The organism is Paraburkholderia dioscoreae (assembly GCF_902459535.1).
Lineage (GTDB): Bacteria > Pseudomonadota > Gammaproteobacteria > Burkholderiales > Burkholderiaceae > Paraburkholderia > Paraburkholderia dioscoreae.
On record NZ_LR699553.1, the window covers coordinates 1,764,245 to 1,779,107 of the forward strand.

The window sequence follows — 14,863 nt, forward strand, 5'->3', positions numbered from 1 at the left end:
CGGATTGGTCTTATTTTCCGGCTGCGGACGACTGGATATCTTTTGTCAACGTTCTGACAAAGGAGAAACCATGAATCCCCACCGTGATATCAACGACGAAGAATGGCAACGTATCGCACCGCTGCTGCCGGAACTGCGTCCGCGTTCGGAGCTGCGCGGCCGGCCGCTCGCCAATACGCGCTCGGTGCTCAACGGCGTGCTGTGGGTCATGTACAGCGGCGCCACCTGGTCCGCCATGCCGCGTCGATACCCGTCGTATCAAACCTGCCATCGGCGCTTCAAGGCGTGGTATGAATCCGGTGTGCTCAAACGCGTGATGGAGCAACTGTTCGGCGCGGCGAGCGAAGAGCTTTGTGCGCTGATGGAAGCGCGCATGCGTTCGCATGTGAATGCGGAACAGAAGAGCGTTGAGGCGGAAAAGGCGCCGGTCGTCGCGCCCGCGGTGTACAGCCCGGCATCACCCCAGCCGCTGCCGTCCTCGCCGTTCGCGTTCAATTCGCCGTTCAAACACGCTGCATGAACGATTCAAGCGGGTGTCTTCAGGCAAAAGAACCGGTCGAGCGATTGTGATCGTCGGCCGGTTCAGGTGATTCTGCCAGGGCTCTGCCAGGAGCCCCAACGCGCCGGTCGCTATGAGCCCGGCTGGAGCCGCGGCGCATCAGCGCGTCAAACCTGAACTACCCGCGCATCATTGCTGGCGCACCCACGTCTGCGAGCGGCCGAGCAGCGAGACGCCAATATAGCCACGCACGACCAGTTTGTTGCCACCGTCTTCCAGGTGCATCTTGCACTTGTAGAGCTTGCCGTTTTCCGGGTCGAGAATCTGTCCGTGGTCCCAGGCGTCGCCGTCCTTTTTCATATCGCTGATGATCGTCATGCCGAGGATCGGCTGATCCTTGCGCGCGTCGGTGCATGCCGTGCAGCGGCGATCCGGCTGGTCGTTGGCGCCGAGCCCCTTGATCACCTTGCCGCTGAGCGAACCGCTGCCGTCCTGCGCGATCTGCACGAGCGCTTTCGGCTGTCCGGTGTGATCGTCGATGGTTTGCCACGTGCCTACGGGGCTGTCGGCCTGCGCCATAGCCGTCATGGCGCTGGCGAGCAATACGCCGGCGAGCGCGGCGTGTTTGACCGTGCGAAGCGCCATTGCGCGAGCGCGTTGTGTGAATTGCGTCATTGTCTTCCTCCTTGATTAAAGACGGCGCGATCATGGTCGCGCGGCGTTATCGGCATCTCGGGCGTTCTTCTGACCTGGGCCGCCGTGATGCCTGGTCCCTCAGGTTCTACTTCTATTTCCCTGATGCGCCACCCGTGGAATGCGGCTTGCGCGCCGCTGGTCGCAACATCGTCAGCGCAGAATACGTGAAAGTGCGCGCCCCGTTTGATAGTGGACCCTCTAATCAGGACGCGGCACTTTTGCGGATCAGTTCAGCTGGTACGAGAATGTCGCGTTGATGCGCGGGCTGCGTGACGCACTTTCCACCGGTGCGTCGCCAATCGCTTTGGCCACCGACAAATCCAGGCTGTAGTACTTCGCATCCGAGATCCGGAAGCCGAAAGCGATCGACGAAAGCTTCGACGGCGAGGGCGTGCCCGCATGTAGAAAGACGCGCGCCATGTCGAACGAGACATAGGGTGTGAGGGTGCGCAGATAGGTGAAGCCCGGCGTGAACGCACGGTTGACTTCCAGCATCATGCCCCAGCCCGAATCGCCCGATGCTTCACCCGGCTGATAGCCCTGCGCAAAACGCTGCGCGCCGAACGAGATCTGCTCCGAAGTCGGCAGCGACACGCCGCTGTACTGACCGGTCAGCGAGACCGCCGTGCCGATCTTCAACGGCCACTCGTTGGTTTGCGAAAAGCTGGCGCCGGTGCGCACGAAGTTGATCGACGCCGGATTGGTAACGGGCGAGCCCGGCACATTCGAGTCGCCGGATTTTGATGCGCCCAGAATGTCAAACGCCTTCGCCACGTTGACACTCGCGCGGCGCACCTGGCCGGTCTGCACGCTGGTGTAGTCGGCCTGCAACTGCATGACCCGTATTTGCGAGCGGAAGCCGAGCTGCGCACCGGTGTCGTGGTTATGGTAGCGATCCTCGTCGTGCGACGCATAGACCGAGGCCGTGCCGATCACGCTTTGTGTGTTGCTCAAGAGGATCGGATACGCCAGCGAGCCGCCCACCTTGTCGTTGATCACCGTGCGTTCGATGGAAGAGGGGAGTCCGGGATTGTCGGTCGGATTGCCGCGATAGTGCGAGGCGTCGATCTTCGCGATCAGCCCGTTGCTGCCGATCGGCACCGCGCCGTGGGCAGCGAGATAGGTGACGTTGTCACGCCCCTTCGGCAGCAAGGCCGACACGCTCAACTGTTCGCCGAACGAGGTCAGTCCGTTTTCGGTGGCGGTCAGCAAGCCTTGCACGCCGGGGTGATTGAAATCGATCCCAGTGCTGACGTCGAATGGCTTGCGCTCCACGTTCAGTTCGAGCGTGGTGGCGCCGTCGGTGTTCTGCGGCGGCGGCACATTGGCCGCGACTTTCACGCCCGGCAGCAGGCCGAGCACGTTCACGTAACGCTCGAAGGTGGCGCGCCGCAACGGCCGGTCGGCGGTGATGTGATCGGCGATCGCGCGGATCTTGTCTTCCACGGCGCCGGCCTTGCCCGTCACCTTGACCGCGGACACGTAGCCTTCCACCACCGTCACGCGCACCACGCCGCCTTCGAATGTTTGCGCCGGAATGAACGCGAACGAGAGCGCGAAGCCACGGTCCTGATAGAGCTTCGTGACGCCATTGGCGACCTGGATCAGATCGCCGATGGTCGTGTCCTTACCGACGAGCGGCGCGAAACGTTGGGCGACGTCGTCGAACGGAAGGGACTTCACGCCCTCCACCTGAACACGCGACGGCGTGATGTGGCGGGCGAGCAATGCCTCGAGTTGGGGCGCTTGCGGCGCGACTTGCACGGTCACGTTCGGCCCCTTGTCGGGTGCCTTGATCTGCGGCAGCGAATCCATCGGATTGCCGCCGACCGCCGAACCGCCTGGGCGGGACTGCGCGTGTGCCTGCATCTGCAGGGCGCTCGCCGCAATCGCCGCGAGTACGACGGTCCATGTGCTGCCATACCCGAGTTTCATCGGATTTTCCTCGTATGCCGTTCTTGTGTCGCGCACGCTCCGCCTGGCCGGGCGGGTCGCGAACGCTTATAGGTGGCTCGACGCGTACTGCGATGCTTGCATGTATTACGTCACGTGCTCCGTGAGGCTTGAGCCTTGCCTGAAAAAACGCGGAGCACCTGATGAGTCGGACTGTTTATGCGCATTGCCTACTCGCATGTTTCATGCGCCATCCGATGACTGCTTTCAAGCCGGTCTCATCGAATGGCTGACGTGCGCGACAGCCATGAAACACTTAGGCTTACTACTTATGGCTGGCCGGCAACACGCCGCCGAGCAGGGTCGTCAAGCCGCTCGCCGGCGAGCCTGACGCGCTCGTCGAACCGGCCGCGGAACTGAGCGTGCCGGTCAACTGGCCGACCAGCGCCGTCACCGGCGCGAGCGCCTGACCACCGCCGCCCGAGGCGCCGCTCGTGACGCCGGAAAGCGCGCCGGTCAGCGTCGACAGCGGATTCGATGCGCTACCCGAGCCGCCCAGCGCAGAAGTCAGCGAGCTCAAGGGTGAGCCGTTCAGGCCGGAAGTCAGCGAACCCAGCGGCGTGCCGTTTAGCGCCGAGGTCAGACCGGCCAGCGGAGTGCCGCCGAGCAGCGTCGACAGTGAGCCGAGCGGATTGCTGCCGAGCCCGAGACTCGCCAGCGAACTTTGCAGCGGGCCGAGCGGGTTGCTGCTGGCGGGCGGCCCATTGGCGACGTTCACGCTGGTGCTGCCGACGAGGCTCGTGATCAGCCCGGGAATCGGCATCGCGCCATTCGGCCCGTTCGGATTGACGAGACCGCCAGCGTTCGTCACCGTGTTGCCCAGCGAGCCGACCAGCGTGCCGAGATCGGCGCCGAGCGGATTCTTCGTGGCGCCGCCCACTTGCGAGCCGGCGGAGCTCAACGCGCCGCCCACTTGCGCGAGCACGCCGCCGAGCGGTGCGCCAAGACCGGTCTGCGTGCCGACCGCTTGCGTGACGAGTCCGGCCGTCGTCACGATCGGCGTGATGGCGGTGCTGATCGGCTGGGTGATCTGCTGCACGGGCACCGAGCCGAGCGAATTGCCGAGCGTCGCGCCTCCGGCGTTCAGCGCGCTCGCGGCGGTGGAGAGCGTGCTGGCCAAGGGTGTCGTGAGCGGCGACAGCGGCGCGAGATTGCCGCTGCCGAGTCCGCCGACCGCGGTGCTCAACCCTTGCACGACACCGCTCGTCGAACTGACTACCGAGCCGAGTCCGGCGACCGTGGTGCCGACCGGATTGGCCGTCGTGCCGGTCTGGCCGACGCCGCTGCTCACGGCATTGGCGAGCGCGTTCAGCGTGCCGCTCGTGCTCGATACGGCGTTGCCGAGACCTTGCGTGACTTGCGGACTCAGACCCGGAATGGTCTGCGAGGCGATCGCCGTGCCGAGGTCGTTCGTGGTCTGCGCGGCCGCGGTGGCGAGGCCGGTGGTGCCGGTCTTGGTGGTGCCGCCGCCGGTGCTGGTCGAACCGGAGCCGCTGCCGCTACCGGTGCTCGACGTGGTCGGCGGCGCGCTGACGGTGCTGCCGCCGCACGCCGCGAGCAGGGCGGCGACCGCCACGGCGATCAATGGCGTGCGCAACGACGACACAGTCGCGCACGTCGCGTGGAGAGAAAAAAAACCGTTGGGTGGACATGTGTGCTCCTCCGTGTCTTCTGGATGTCGTGTGCGGTGCTTCCAGTGCGCCGGTGCAACAGGTGTCTGAGCGGCGCGGCCCAGTTCGGCCAGGCATCGGCGCAGTGCCGGGGCGCGGCTGGCGGGCCGCGCCCCGGCTTGGGCTTCGGTCTGGGATCCCACTACGTTTTATTGCCGTTCCCGAGCGTCCTGCTTACTTCTTGCCCAACCCGCCGAGCAGACCGCCGACGAGCGAAGTCACCGGCGCGAGCGGGTTGCCCGTCGTGCCTTTGCCCGTGCTGGTCGACAGCGACAGACCGGCGCCCGAGGTGGTGGAGGCGGCGGTTGTCGTCGTGGTCGGCGTGGTGGCGACGCTGCCGAGCGCGCCTGTCACGCTCGACAGCAAGCCGATAACCGGGGCGAGCGGGCCGCTGCTGCCGCCGGCCGCGCCGGAGAGACCGCCCGTCACGCTCGATAGCAGGCCGGTGACGGGCGCGAGCGGGTTGCCGCTGCCCGATGCGCCGCCGACGGCGCCGGTCACGCTGCCGAGTGCGCCGGTGAGCGGAGCGAGCGGACCGCCAGCGGTGCCGCCGGTCAGGCCGCCGAGCGCGCTGGTGAGCGGAGCGAGCGGACCACCCGCGGTGCCGCCGGTCAGGCCGCCGAGTGCCGCGGTGAGCGGCGCCAGCGGATTACCGCCGCTGCCGCCCGTGAGCAGGCCGCCTACCGAAGCGACCGTCGCGCCGGTGTCGGTCACCGTATGGCCGAGCGCGGCCGTGACCGGGTTGCCGCCGGTCGCGCTCAACAGGGTGCCGGCCTTGCCGAGGCCGCCGCCGAGCGTCGAGAGCAGGCCGTTCAGCGGTGCGCCGAGACCCGTGGTGTTGCCGACCGTCTGGGTGGTCGCCGCGACCATCGACGTAATCGGCGTGATGGCCGTGCTGAGGGTTTGCGTGACTTGCTGGACCGGACCTGTCGAGAGGGCGGTGGTGAGCGTGCTGCCGCCGTTGGTGACCGCGCCGCCGAGCGTGTTGACGACGCCGCCGAGCGGCGAGGTGATCGCCGAGAGCGGAGCGAGCGGGCCGCTGCCGAGGCTCGTCACGAGGTTGCCCGCGTCCGTCACTGCGCCGCCGACATGACCCACCGCACCGCCGAGACTCGAGACCGTCGTGCCAACCGCATTGCCGCCCGTGCCAAGCTGGCCGAGCCCTTGCGAGACGCCGCCGCCGAGCGTGGACACGGCCGCGCCGACCTGCTGCACGATGCCGCCGGCGGCCTGCGTGGTTTGCGAACTGACGCCGGGCACGGTCTGCGAGCCGATCACGGCGCCGATGCCGCTGACCGTCGAGCCGACGTCGCTGACCACGCCGCCCCCGTTGCCTGCCACCGTGCCGAGCGCGTTGGCGACCGCGGTGGTGCCGGAGCCCGTGCCGGTTCCGCTGCCCGTTCCCGTGCCGGACGTTCCCGAGCCGTTGCTGCCGGTGGTGGTGCCCGAGCCCGAGCCGCCCGAACCCATCGAACCGCTGCCGCCACCCGAGGTGGAAAGTGTGCCTCCCGCAGAGCCGCTGCCGTTGCTGCCGGTGCCGGAACTCAGGCTGCCTGAGCCTCCGCACGCACCGAGAGAAAGCATCGCAGCTACGCTGGCTGCAATCAGGGTTGCCCGTATCGTGGTGTGAGTTGTTTGAATGTTCATGTCGCCCTCGCATCGCATGTGTTGTTGGATATTGCTGCGTGCCTGTCTCTGCACGAGCCGTGCCATTTCGACTGGGCAAGGTGGAAGATTTTTTCGGCGCTTCGGCTCGCGCCTTGTCCCATAAGGCTTTGGGGGAAGTTGATGGAACGCGCGCCGAATCAGAATGCGCTCGCGAAACGCGCTGCGCGGGGCGGTTACACGAGCGGCGTAACGTAACGAGCCCGGCACGCCGTTACGATGTACGGCGTAACGCAGTTGCGCGAAACGGGTCCGCGCGCTTGAAACGTTCTGTTCAAACAAATAATTAGTGGAGCGAATCTAACTCATGGTTATACCTATGTGCTGCAACGCACGGACTGCCGTTAATCTGAGCGAGCGGTTAAAACGCATACGCCACGAGCGTCAGGGCAGCGAACAATTGCTTAAATATGATTGTTCGGCTATAAAACCCGGAAGCATCGGAGATCGACGAGGGAGGTGGGTTATCGAACAGACAGCTCATGCGCATCCGTTTTATTGACGACGGCTGCAATGTGAAGCTACTGCGGTGCAACAAACAGGGCCGGGAATGAGAGACCAACGGTTCGTGCACTTAACGTACTCCACTGACCGATGCAGCACGTATACGAATGAAATAATGAAGTCCGAGGGTTCAAATGAAAAAATTCACACAACGCTTCCTGAAAGAAAACAAAGGCGTGACAGCCATTGAATATGGGCTGATCGCGGGGCTCGTCGTACTCGTCATTGCCGGGGCGGTGACGTCGGTCGGCGCGAACATCTCGACTGTGATGACGAAAGTCGCGAACCTGATCGTCGCGCCGTCCTGATCGTAAAAGGCAAACCGTAAACGTTGCGCGAAGCGGTTGGCGTTCCGGCGTCCATCCGTTTCGCCGGCGTATTAACGCATCGCTGAATGGTTAATGTGAATTGCATTGCAATTCGCATGGCGTAGCTTCGCCTGTCGAGTGCGAAATGAATGTTTTCGTCGGTATTTTGTTATTTGTCGCCTGGGCCGCGGTAGTCGCGATCAGCGATTGTCGTTGGCGGCGTATATCCAATTCAATTGTCGTGGCGGGTTTAGCGGCGGCATTCGGCTGCGCGTTATTTCAATGCGGGCCTTTCGGGATTTCGCCGGCTCGCGCGGGTATTGGCGCATTGATTGGTCTGGCCGCGTTGTTGCCGTTTTTTGCGCTCGGTGTGATGGGCGCCGCCGACGTCAAAATCTTCGCCGTCTTGGGCGCATGGTGCGGCATGCACGCTTTGCCCGGCCTGTGGATGGCCGCGAGTCTCGCGGCCGGCGTGCACGCGCTGTGGCTGCTGATCACGACCCGCACGCGGCTCGCGGGTCTCGTCCGCCAATCCGGCTCGACCTTCGAACTGGCTGGCAAGGCATCCACGCCGTATGCCGCGTGTCTGACCGCGGCTGCGAGCGGCTGGCTCGTGTTGCATGGCATGGCCGGAGGGCTGCGATGACACCCGCCGCGACACAGCGCGCGTGCCCGCAACGCCAACGTATCCACGCGCGCCGTGCGGGCGCGCAGCGGGGTGCCACGGCCGTCGAATTCGCCCTGGTATTCCCGCTCTTTTTCATGATCCTGTACGCGATCATCACCTTCAGCCTGATCCTCGTGGCGCAGCAGAATTTGACGATGGCCGCGGAAGAAGGCGCACGCGCCGCCTTGAACTGGCAGAGCAACACGTCGCTGCAAACCGCGTTGACCAATCGCGGCAATGCGGCCTGCGCGGCGGCGAAACTGGTGACCGCGAAACTGGTGCAGTACGCGCAATGCACGCCTTCCTCCACGACGTGCGGACCGGGCGGCACCATGCAATGCGTGAACGTGCTGCTCATTTATAACTATCAGGCCAATCCGATCGTGCCGATCTTGCCGCTGCTGGGAATCGTGGTGCCGAAGTCGCTGTCGAGTACCGCCACCGTACAACTCAACCCGGAGAACATCCAGTGATGCGCGCGCCGGCTCCAGGCCTCGTCGTCCGTGAACGCGTGATTGCGCGCGTGCACGGCCTTGCATCGTTTAACAGAGGCAGCCATTCGCCATGCCGAATCTGACCAGGATTTTCGCCGGCGTGTTGATCGCAGTGGCGCTCGTGCTCGGCCTGTTTGCGTGGACGCTGTCGCGCCGCCCGGCGCCGGTGGCCGTCACGCCCGCCACGCACGCGAGCTTTCCGGTGGTGGTGGCGACCCGCGCGCTGGCGCCGGGCAAACCCATTACCGTCGACGATTTGCGCATCCAGTCGCTGCCGATCAATCCGAACGGCGCCTTCACGGAGCCGGCGCAACTGGCCGGCCGCGTGCCGAATGCGGAGATCGGCGCGGATTCGCCGGTGCTGGAAAGCCAGTTGTCGTCGGGGCTCGCGGAGCGCGTCGAAGCTGGCGAGCGCGCGCTCGCCGTGCGGGTGGACGAGGGCAACGCGGTCGGCAACCGGCTGCGGCCGGGCAATTTCGTCGACGTATTTTTCACGCTCAAGCGCGATGGCGGCAGCATGGGTAATGGCGGCGAAATCGACCGGACCCAGGCGCGCTTGCTGATGTCGAAAGTACGCGTGCTCGCGTTCGGCAACGCCACCGCGAGCGGCGACAGCGCGGGCGACCCGAACGGCATGGTTCGCACGGCGGTGCTCGCGGTGCCGGTTGCCGATGTCGATCGTCTGACGCTGGCCGAGAGCGCCGGCCGTCTGATCTTCGCGCTGCGCAATCCGAAGGATACCGAAGTAGTCGATCAAAGCGTGTTGCCGGCCTATCCGGGCGTGCTGAAGACAGCGGCTCATGCGGGCACGGCGGAGCCGCTCCAGGACTCCACGCGCGCCGCGGCCGGCGTCGCGCTCGACACCTTGTCGGGCAGCGCCAACGCGGGCAGTGCCGGCACTGCCGCGAGGCTGCCGCCGCTGCCGCGCATGCCGCCGACGCGCGTGGCGGGCAATATCAACAGTACAAAGAGCGGTATCGAAGTGATACGGGGTGGGCGCGCCGAGACGGTCGCCTGGTAAAGCAGTTTCAGGGAGCGGGCGGCCGGTCGCGTCCATAACTACATGACAGAACGGATTTTTGTTTTCCGCAAGGCGGCGTGGCTCGGGGTGGCTTTGCTGGCCGTATCGGCGGCGACTGATGCAGCCGGGCCGGCGCCGCGGGGGCAAGCCGCGCAGGCGGCTCAAGCGGCTCAAGCGGCCCAGCCTGCGCTCGCCGCGCCCGCGCAGCGCATCGCCCTGACGGTCGGCGCGCAGCAGCAGCTCGCGGTCGGCCACACGCTGCAGCGTGTCGCGATCGGCGATCCTTCGGTGGCCGACGTGCTGATCATCAAGGGCGACAAGCGCGGTGGCGTGCTGCTGGTCGGCAAGGCTGCGGGCACTACCAATCTGATGCTGTGGGCGCGTGACCGTGACGCGCCGCTGCAATACACCGTCGACGTGACCACGCCGGCCGCCGCGTCGCTGTTGGGACCGGATACGCCGGCGGTCAAGGTGCTCGGCGGCACCGCCGTGGTGTCCGGCACGTCCGCGACGATGGAGGCTCACCAGCGCGCCGTGGTTGCGGCCGAGGGCTCGCTCGGTAAGGACGGGGCGGTATTCGACACCTCGACGGTGGCGAGCCGCGCGGTAGTCCAGGTAGACGTGAGAGTGGTCGAGTTCAGCCGTTCGGTGCTCAAGGAAGTCGGCTTCAACTTCTTCAAGCAGAACAACGGCTTCACGTTCGGTTCGTTCGCGCCGTCGGCGTTGAGTTCGGTATCGGCGACGGCGGGGCAGGCGCCGAGCATGACGGGCGTGACGCCGATTTCCTCGGCGTTCAACCTGATTTTCAACTCCGCCACGCATGGGCTGTTCGCGAACCTGAGCCTGCTGGAGAGCAACAACCTCGCGCGCGTGCTGGCCGAGCCGACACTGGTGGCGTTGTCCGGTCAGAGCGCGAGTTTCCTCGCCGGCGGCGAGGTGCCGATTCCGGTGCCGCAGGCGCTCGGTTCGACTTCGATCGAATTCAAGCCGTACGGCATCGGGCTCACGCTCACGCCGACCGTCCTGAGCCCGCAGCGTATTGCGCTGAAAGTGGCGCCGGAGGCGAGCCAGCTGGACTTCGCCAACGCGGTGACGATCAGCGGCGTGTCGGTGCCCGCGTTCATCACGCGGCGGGCGGACACCACCGTCGAACTCGGCGATGGCGAGAGCTTCGTGATCGGCGGCCTGATCGACCGCGAGACGGCTTCGAACGTCTCGAAGGTGCCGTTGCTCGGCGATCTCCCCGTGATCGGCACGTTCTTCAAACAGCTGAACTATCAGCAGAACGAGAAAGAGCTGGTGATCATCGTGACGCCGCATCTGGTCTCGCCGCTTGCCAAAGGCGCGAGCTTGCCGTCGACGCCGGGCGAGCAGTCCGAGCAGCGCAACGGGCCGGTGTGGCGTTCGCTGATCGGCGGCGTGGCGGCGCGCGATTCGGCGCCGGGATTTTCGAAGTGAAGCCGGCAGGCGCTCTCGCGGCGCACCGGGTGAATACAGGCGTGAGCCGGCGTGCGTGCGAACCGCGCGCGCCCGCCGGCAGGCAGTACGACGCGGGGGCGTTGCCGCCCATGCCGCATAAGGAAGTCCAATATGAACGCGAGAACGCATTCATTGACTGAACGGGCGGTCACCGACTATTTCGTGTTCGCGTCGCTGACCGGCGAACACGTGCATTGGCTCGCCGATACGCTGGTGGCGGCCGGTGTGGTCGAAACGGCCACACTCGATCCGTCGATGCTGACGCAGCGCATCGCGACGCTCAATCCGTCGCTGGTGTTCGTCGATTTTTCCTGCGGCCGCGCCGCGGCGGCGAGCGCTGCCGCGAGCGCGGTGCGCGCCGCCTATCCGGGCATGCAGATCGTCGCGCTGGGTTCGCTCGCCGAGCCCGAAAGCGCGCTGGCCGCGTTGCGTGCCGGCGTGCGCGATTTCATCGATCTGTCGGCGCCCCGCGAAGACGCGCTGCGGATCACGCGCCAGGTGCTCGACAATCTCGTCGAGCCGGTCAGCCGGCATGGCCATGTCACGGCGCTGCTGGGCGCGCGCGTCGGCATGGGCGTAAGCACGCTGGCCGCGAACCTCTCGGTGATGCTGCAGCGGCGCGACGTCGCGCAGGGCCGGCAAGCCGCCTTGCTCGATCTCGGCCTGCCGGCCGGCGACGCCTCGCTGCTCCTGAATACGCGCAGCGAATTCAGTTTCGTCGAAGCCGTGCGTAATCTGCGCCGCTTCGACCAGACCTTCGTGCATACGGCGCTGTCGCATCACGCGAGCGGCCTCGCGCTCACCACGCTGCCGCCGAACCTGGCCGATATGCGCGAGGTCTCGTACTCGTCGTCGATCGGTTTGCTGACTCGCCTGCGCGCGTTTTTCGACCAGCAGATCATCGATCTCGGCGGCTTCACGAATGGCGAGTTCATCGCCCATGTCGTGCAGGCCGCGGACGAAACCTGGCTGCTGTGCGATCAGGGCGTGGCCTCGATCGTATCGGCCGTCGGCGTGCTCGACGCGCTGCGCGAAGAAGGCGTGGACACCGCCAATGTGCGGCTGATCGTCAACAAGTTCGACGCCGATCTCGGCCTCGCTCCCGCGCAGATCGCGCAGCGTCTGGATATTGCGTTGCTCGGGACCTTGCCCGAGCGGCGTATCGCGCTCGGGCAGGCGGCCAATCAAGGGCATCTGCTGGTCGACGTCGCCGCGCGCGACCCGTATGTGCGCGCGCTCGAGCCGTTGATCGAGCGGCTCGGCGGCGCGCAGCGCGCCGTGGCGCAGGCACGCGGCAAGGCGGCATTCGGCGCGCTCAGGCGCCTCATTCCAACCACTCACAAGCGGTCATAGACGATGGCAAAAGACATCGAATTTGCCGACGACGCGCCTTCGTTCGCGCATAGCCAGCAGTTCCAGGATATCAAGAACGCTGCGCACGAACATCTGCTCACGCGTATCGAAGAACTCGGCTCCGAGTTCGGCCGCTGGTCGCGTAACGCGATCAACCAGTTCGTCGATCTGGAGATGGACAGCTTCGTCAGGCTGCGCCGGATACCGATCAACGAGAGCGAGGTGCGCCTGATCGCCGAGGCGCTGACCAAGGAGCTCGCGGGCTTCGGTCCGATCGAGGATCTGCTCGCCGACCCGGCCGTCGAAGATATTCTGATCAACGGCTACAACGACGTGTACGTGTCGCGCCACGGCATTCTGACGCGCATTCAGGTGCGCTTTGCCGACAACGCGCATCTGCTGCGGATCGTGCGGCGCATTCTCGCGCCGATCGGCCGGCGTCTGGACGAATCGAATCCGATGGTCGATGCGCGTTTGCCGAACGGCGGCCGCGTGAACGTGGTGATCGAGCCGCTTTCGATCGACGGCCCGATCGTCTCGATCCGCAAGTTCCGCAAGGATCCGATGCGGCCCGACGATCTGCTCGGCAACGGTACCTACAGCCCGGAAATCGGCGCGTTGCTCGAAGCCGCGGTGGCGGCGCGCTGCAACGTGCTGGTGTCGGGCGGCACGAGTTCGGGCAAGACCTCGCTTCTCAATGCGCTGGCGTTTCACATTCCCGAGGCGGAACGCGTCGTGACCATCGAGGACACGGCGGAGCTGTCGCTGAACCATCCGCACGTGGTGCGGCTGGAAAGCCGGCCGGGCGGCTTCGACGGCGCGGGCGTCGTGACGATTCGCGACCTGCTGCGCAATACCTTGCGGATGCGGCCGGACCGCATCATCGTCGGCGAAGTGCGCGGCGGCGAGGTGCTCGAAATGCTGCAGGCGATGAACACCGGCCACGACGGTTCGATGGGCACCGTGCACGCCAGCTCGCCGCGCGAATGTCTGTACCGGCTCGAAATGCTGGCGGGCTTCGCGGGCTTTCAGGGCACCGAGTCGAGCCTGCGCCGCCAGATCGCCAATGCGATCGACTTCATCGTGCAGATCGGCCGGCTCTCCAACGGGCGCCGGCGCATTCTGTCGATCACGGAAGTGACGGGGCTGTCGGACAACATCATCGCCACTCAGGAGTTGTATCGCTACGAGCCGATCCTGAATGCCGATGGCGACGAACTCGACAACTGGGTTTCGCTCGGCATTCATCCGCACTCGCCGAAGCTGGCGCGCTTCCGCCAGGCGCTCGGCGGCGGGGCCGGCAATGCGTTCGGCAATGCGGGTTTCGGCGGCGGTTTCGGTGGTTCGGGCGGTGGTGGCTTCGGCGGTTCGGGCGGCGGTGGCGGCGGGTTTGGCGGAGGCTTCAATGTCTAGCGCGGTTCTGGTCTTCGCGGCGCTTGCGCTGCTCTGCGCGGCGCTTGCATTGCTGCTCTGGCAGCGCAGCGCGCAACGCAAAGGCCAGGTGAGCGCGGAACGCTATATCGACAGCCGCGTGGCGTCTTCTGGTGGGGGCGCCTTTGGCGCTGCTTCCGCCATGCCGGCCGGCGCTGGCGTCGTCGGCGGCGGCGCGGGCTGCGTGGGCGGCGGCGCGGGCGGCGGCGCGGGCGGCGTGGGCAGCGGCCCGGGCGGCGTGGGCGGCGTGGGCAGCGTGGGCAGCGGCCCGGCAAGCGGCGCGCGCGCCACGCCCGCGCGCGCCACGACGCACGCCGTGATTGCACCGCAGGCGCCGCCTGCGGATGCCGGCTGGCTCGCCTATTGGCGTTATCTGCGGGCGCGCGCGCGTTTCATGGTGCGGCATGCGTTGGCGCGTGCGGGCATTGCCAATGCAAAAGGGCCCGCCGTGCTGGCGGGCACGCTGGTGTTGCTGCTGTGCGGCTGGGCCGCGCTGGTCGGCGGCGCGCTCGCGGCCGGCGTTGCGTTGTGCGCCTGCGTGATGTTCTTCTATTTTCTGCTGACGCTGCGCGTGAACAAACGCCGCCAGCAAATCGTGCGGCAGTTGCCGCTGTTTCTCGACGGCATCGTGCGTCTGATCACGCTCGGCAACAGCGTGCCCGCGGCCTTTCAGGCCGCGCTGCAAACGACCGAGGCGCCGTTGCGCGAATGCCTCGACTACGTGTCGCGGATGCTGCGCACCGGCGTCGAAATCGACCGTGCGCTTTCCCAGGTCGCGCTGATCTACGGCGTGCGCGAACTCGAACTGGTGGGCGCCGTGCTGCGCCTGTCGGTCAAATACGGCGGCCGCGCCGACGTGATGCTCGAACGGATGGCTTCGTTCATGCGCGACCTCGAACACGCCGAGCGCGAACTGGTGGCGATGTCGGCGGAAACGCGGTTGTCGTCCTGGGTGCTGGCCATGCTGCCGGTGGGCATCGGCGGTTTTCTGATCCTCTCCAATCCTAAGTATTTCGCTTCGATGTGGTTCGATCCGACCGGCCGGCAACTCGTCTATCTGGCGTTTGCTTTGCAACTGGGTGGGGCATATCTGCTCTATCGCCTTGCGAACCTGAGGAATTGA

Annotated in this window: 13 protein-coding genes; 9 read left to right on the forward strand and 4 right to left on the reverse strand. The window is 66.0% G+C overall.

Annotated features, from left to right (window positions below; all coding sequences use genetic code 11):
* The first annotated feature begins 70 nt into the window (after positions 1-70).
* Positions 71-520 (forward strand): transposase, encoded by a 450-nt coding sequence (locus tag PDMSB3_RS07785; protein ID WP_007182282.1) that lies wholly within the window; start codon positions 71-73, stop codon positions 518-520.
* Positions 521-688: 168 nt separating this feature from the next.
* On the opposite strand, the gene PDMSB3_RS07790 is transcribed toward PDMSB3_RS07785, so the two are convergent.
* From PDMSB3_RS07790 to PDMSB3_RS07805, 4 genes are all read right to left on the reverse strand, one after another.
* Positions 689-1,174 carry a DUF2147 domain-containing protein gene (locus PDMSB3_RS07790; RefSeq protein ID WP_007182281.1) on the reverse strand — a complete coding sequence of 162 codons (486 nt, stop codon included), beginning with the start codon at positions 1,172-1,174 and terminating at the stop codon, positions 689-691.
* 246 nt (positions 1,175-1,420) lie between these two features.
* Entirely contained in the window at positions 1,421-3,130 is a 1,710-nt protein-coding gene (locus tag PDMSB3_RS07795; protein ID WP_007182280.1) for a ShlB/FhaC/HecB family hemolysin secretion/activation protein, read from the reverse strand.
* Between the two features lie 283 nt (positions 3,131-3,413).
* Positions 3,414-4,754, reverse strand: coding sequence for a collagen-like triple helix repeat-containing protein (locus tag PDMSB3_RS07800; RefSeq protein ID WP_165185646.1), 1,341 nt, complete (start codon positions 4,752-4,754; stop codon positions 3,414-3,416).
* Between the two features lie 238 nt (positions 4,755-4,992).
* Positions 4,993-6,465, reverse strand: a complete 1,473-nt coding sequence (locus PDMSB3_RS07805) for a collagen-like triple helix repeat-containing protein (RefSeq protein ID WP_007182278.1) — start codon at positions 6,463-6,465, stop codon at positions 4,993-4,995.
* 656 nt (positions 6,466-7,121) lie between these two features.
* Here PDMSB3_RS07805 and PDMSB3_RS07810 point away from each other — a divergent pair.
* The 8 genes from PDMSB3_RS07810 to PDMSB3_RS07845 all read left to right on the forward strand — a co-directional run bounded on the left by PDMSB3_RS07810 (position 7,122) and on the right by PDMSB3_RS07845 (position 14,863).
* Positions 7,122-7,295 carry a Flp family type IVb pilin gene (locus PDMSB3_RS07810; protein WP_165185649.1) on the forward strand — a complete coding sequence of 58 codons (174 nt, stop codon included), beginning with the start codon at positions 7,122-7,124 and terminating at the stop codon, positions 7,293-7,295.
* A 145-nt stretch (positions 7,296-7,440) separates the two neighbouring features.
* Complete coding sequence (locus tag PDMSB3_RS07815; protein WP_007182276.1) at positions 7,441-7,941, forward strand: A24 family peptidase; 501 nt, start codon at positions 7,441-7,443, stop codon at positions 7,939-7,941.
* Positions 7,938-8,435: a TadE/TadG family type IV pilus assembly protein gene (locus PDMSB3_RS07820; RefSeq protein ID WP_165185652.1), complete on the forward strand. Its 498-nt coding sequence runs from the start codon at positions 7,938-7,940 to the stop codon at positions 8,433-8,435. The genes PDMSB3_RS07815 and PDMSB3_RS07820 overlap by 4 nt, the downstream gene beginning before the upstream one ends.
* A 91-nt stretch (positions 8,436-8,526) precedes the next feature.
* On the forward strand, positions 8,527-9,477 hold the full coding sequence (gene cpaB, locus PDMSB3_RS07825) for a Flp pilus assembly protein CpaB (RefSeq protein WP_007182274.1): 951 nt from the start codon (positions 8,527-8,529) through the stop codon (positions 9,475-9,477).
* Between the two features lie 42 nt (positions 9,478-9,519).
* Positions 9,520-10,935 carry a type II and III secretion system protein family protein gene (locus tag PDMSB3_RS07830; protein WP_165185655.1) on the forward strand — a complete coding sequence of 472 codons (1,416 nt, stop codon included), beginning with the start codon at positions 9,520-9,522 and terminating at the stop codon, positions 10,933-10,935.
* Between the two features lie 132 nt (positions 10,936-11,067).
* Positions 11,068-12,309 (forward strand): fimbrial protein, encoded by a 1,242-nt coding sequence (locus tag PDMSB3_RS07835; protein WP_165185658.1) that lies wholly within the window; start codon positions 11,068-11,070, stop codon positions 12,307-12,309.
* Positions 12,310-12,312: 3 nt separating this feature from the next.
* Complete coding sequence (locus tag PDMSB3_RS07840; RefSeq protein ID WP_011487869.1) at positions 12,313-13,722, forward strand: CpaF family protein; 1,410 nt, start codon at positions 12,313-12,315, stop codon at positions 13,720-13,722.
* The gene (locus PDMSB3_RS07845) at positions 13,715-14,863 is read left to right on the forward strand and encodes a type II secretion system F family protein (RefSeq protein WP_165185661.1); all 1,149 of its coding nucleotides are present in this window, start codon (positions 13,715-13,717) and stop codon (positions 14,861-14,863) included. The genes PDMSB3_RS07840 and PDMSB3_RS07845 overlap by 8 nt, the downstream gene beginning before the upstream one ends.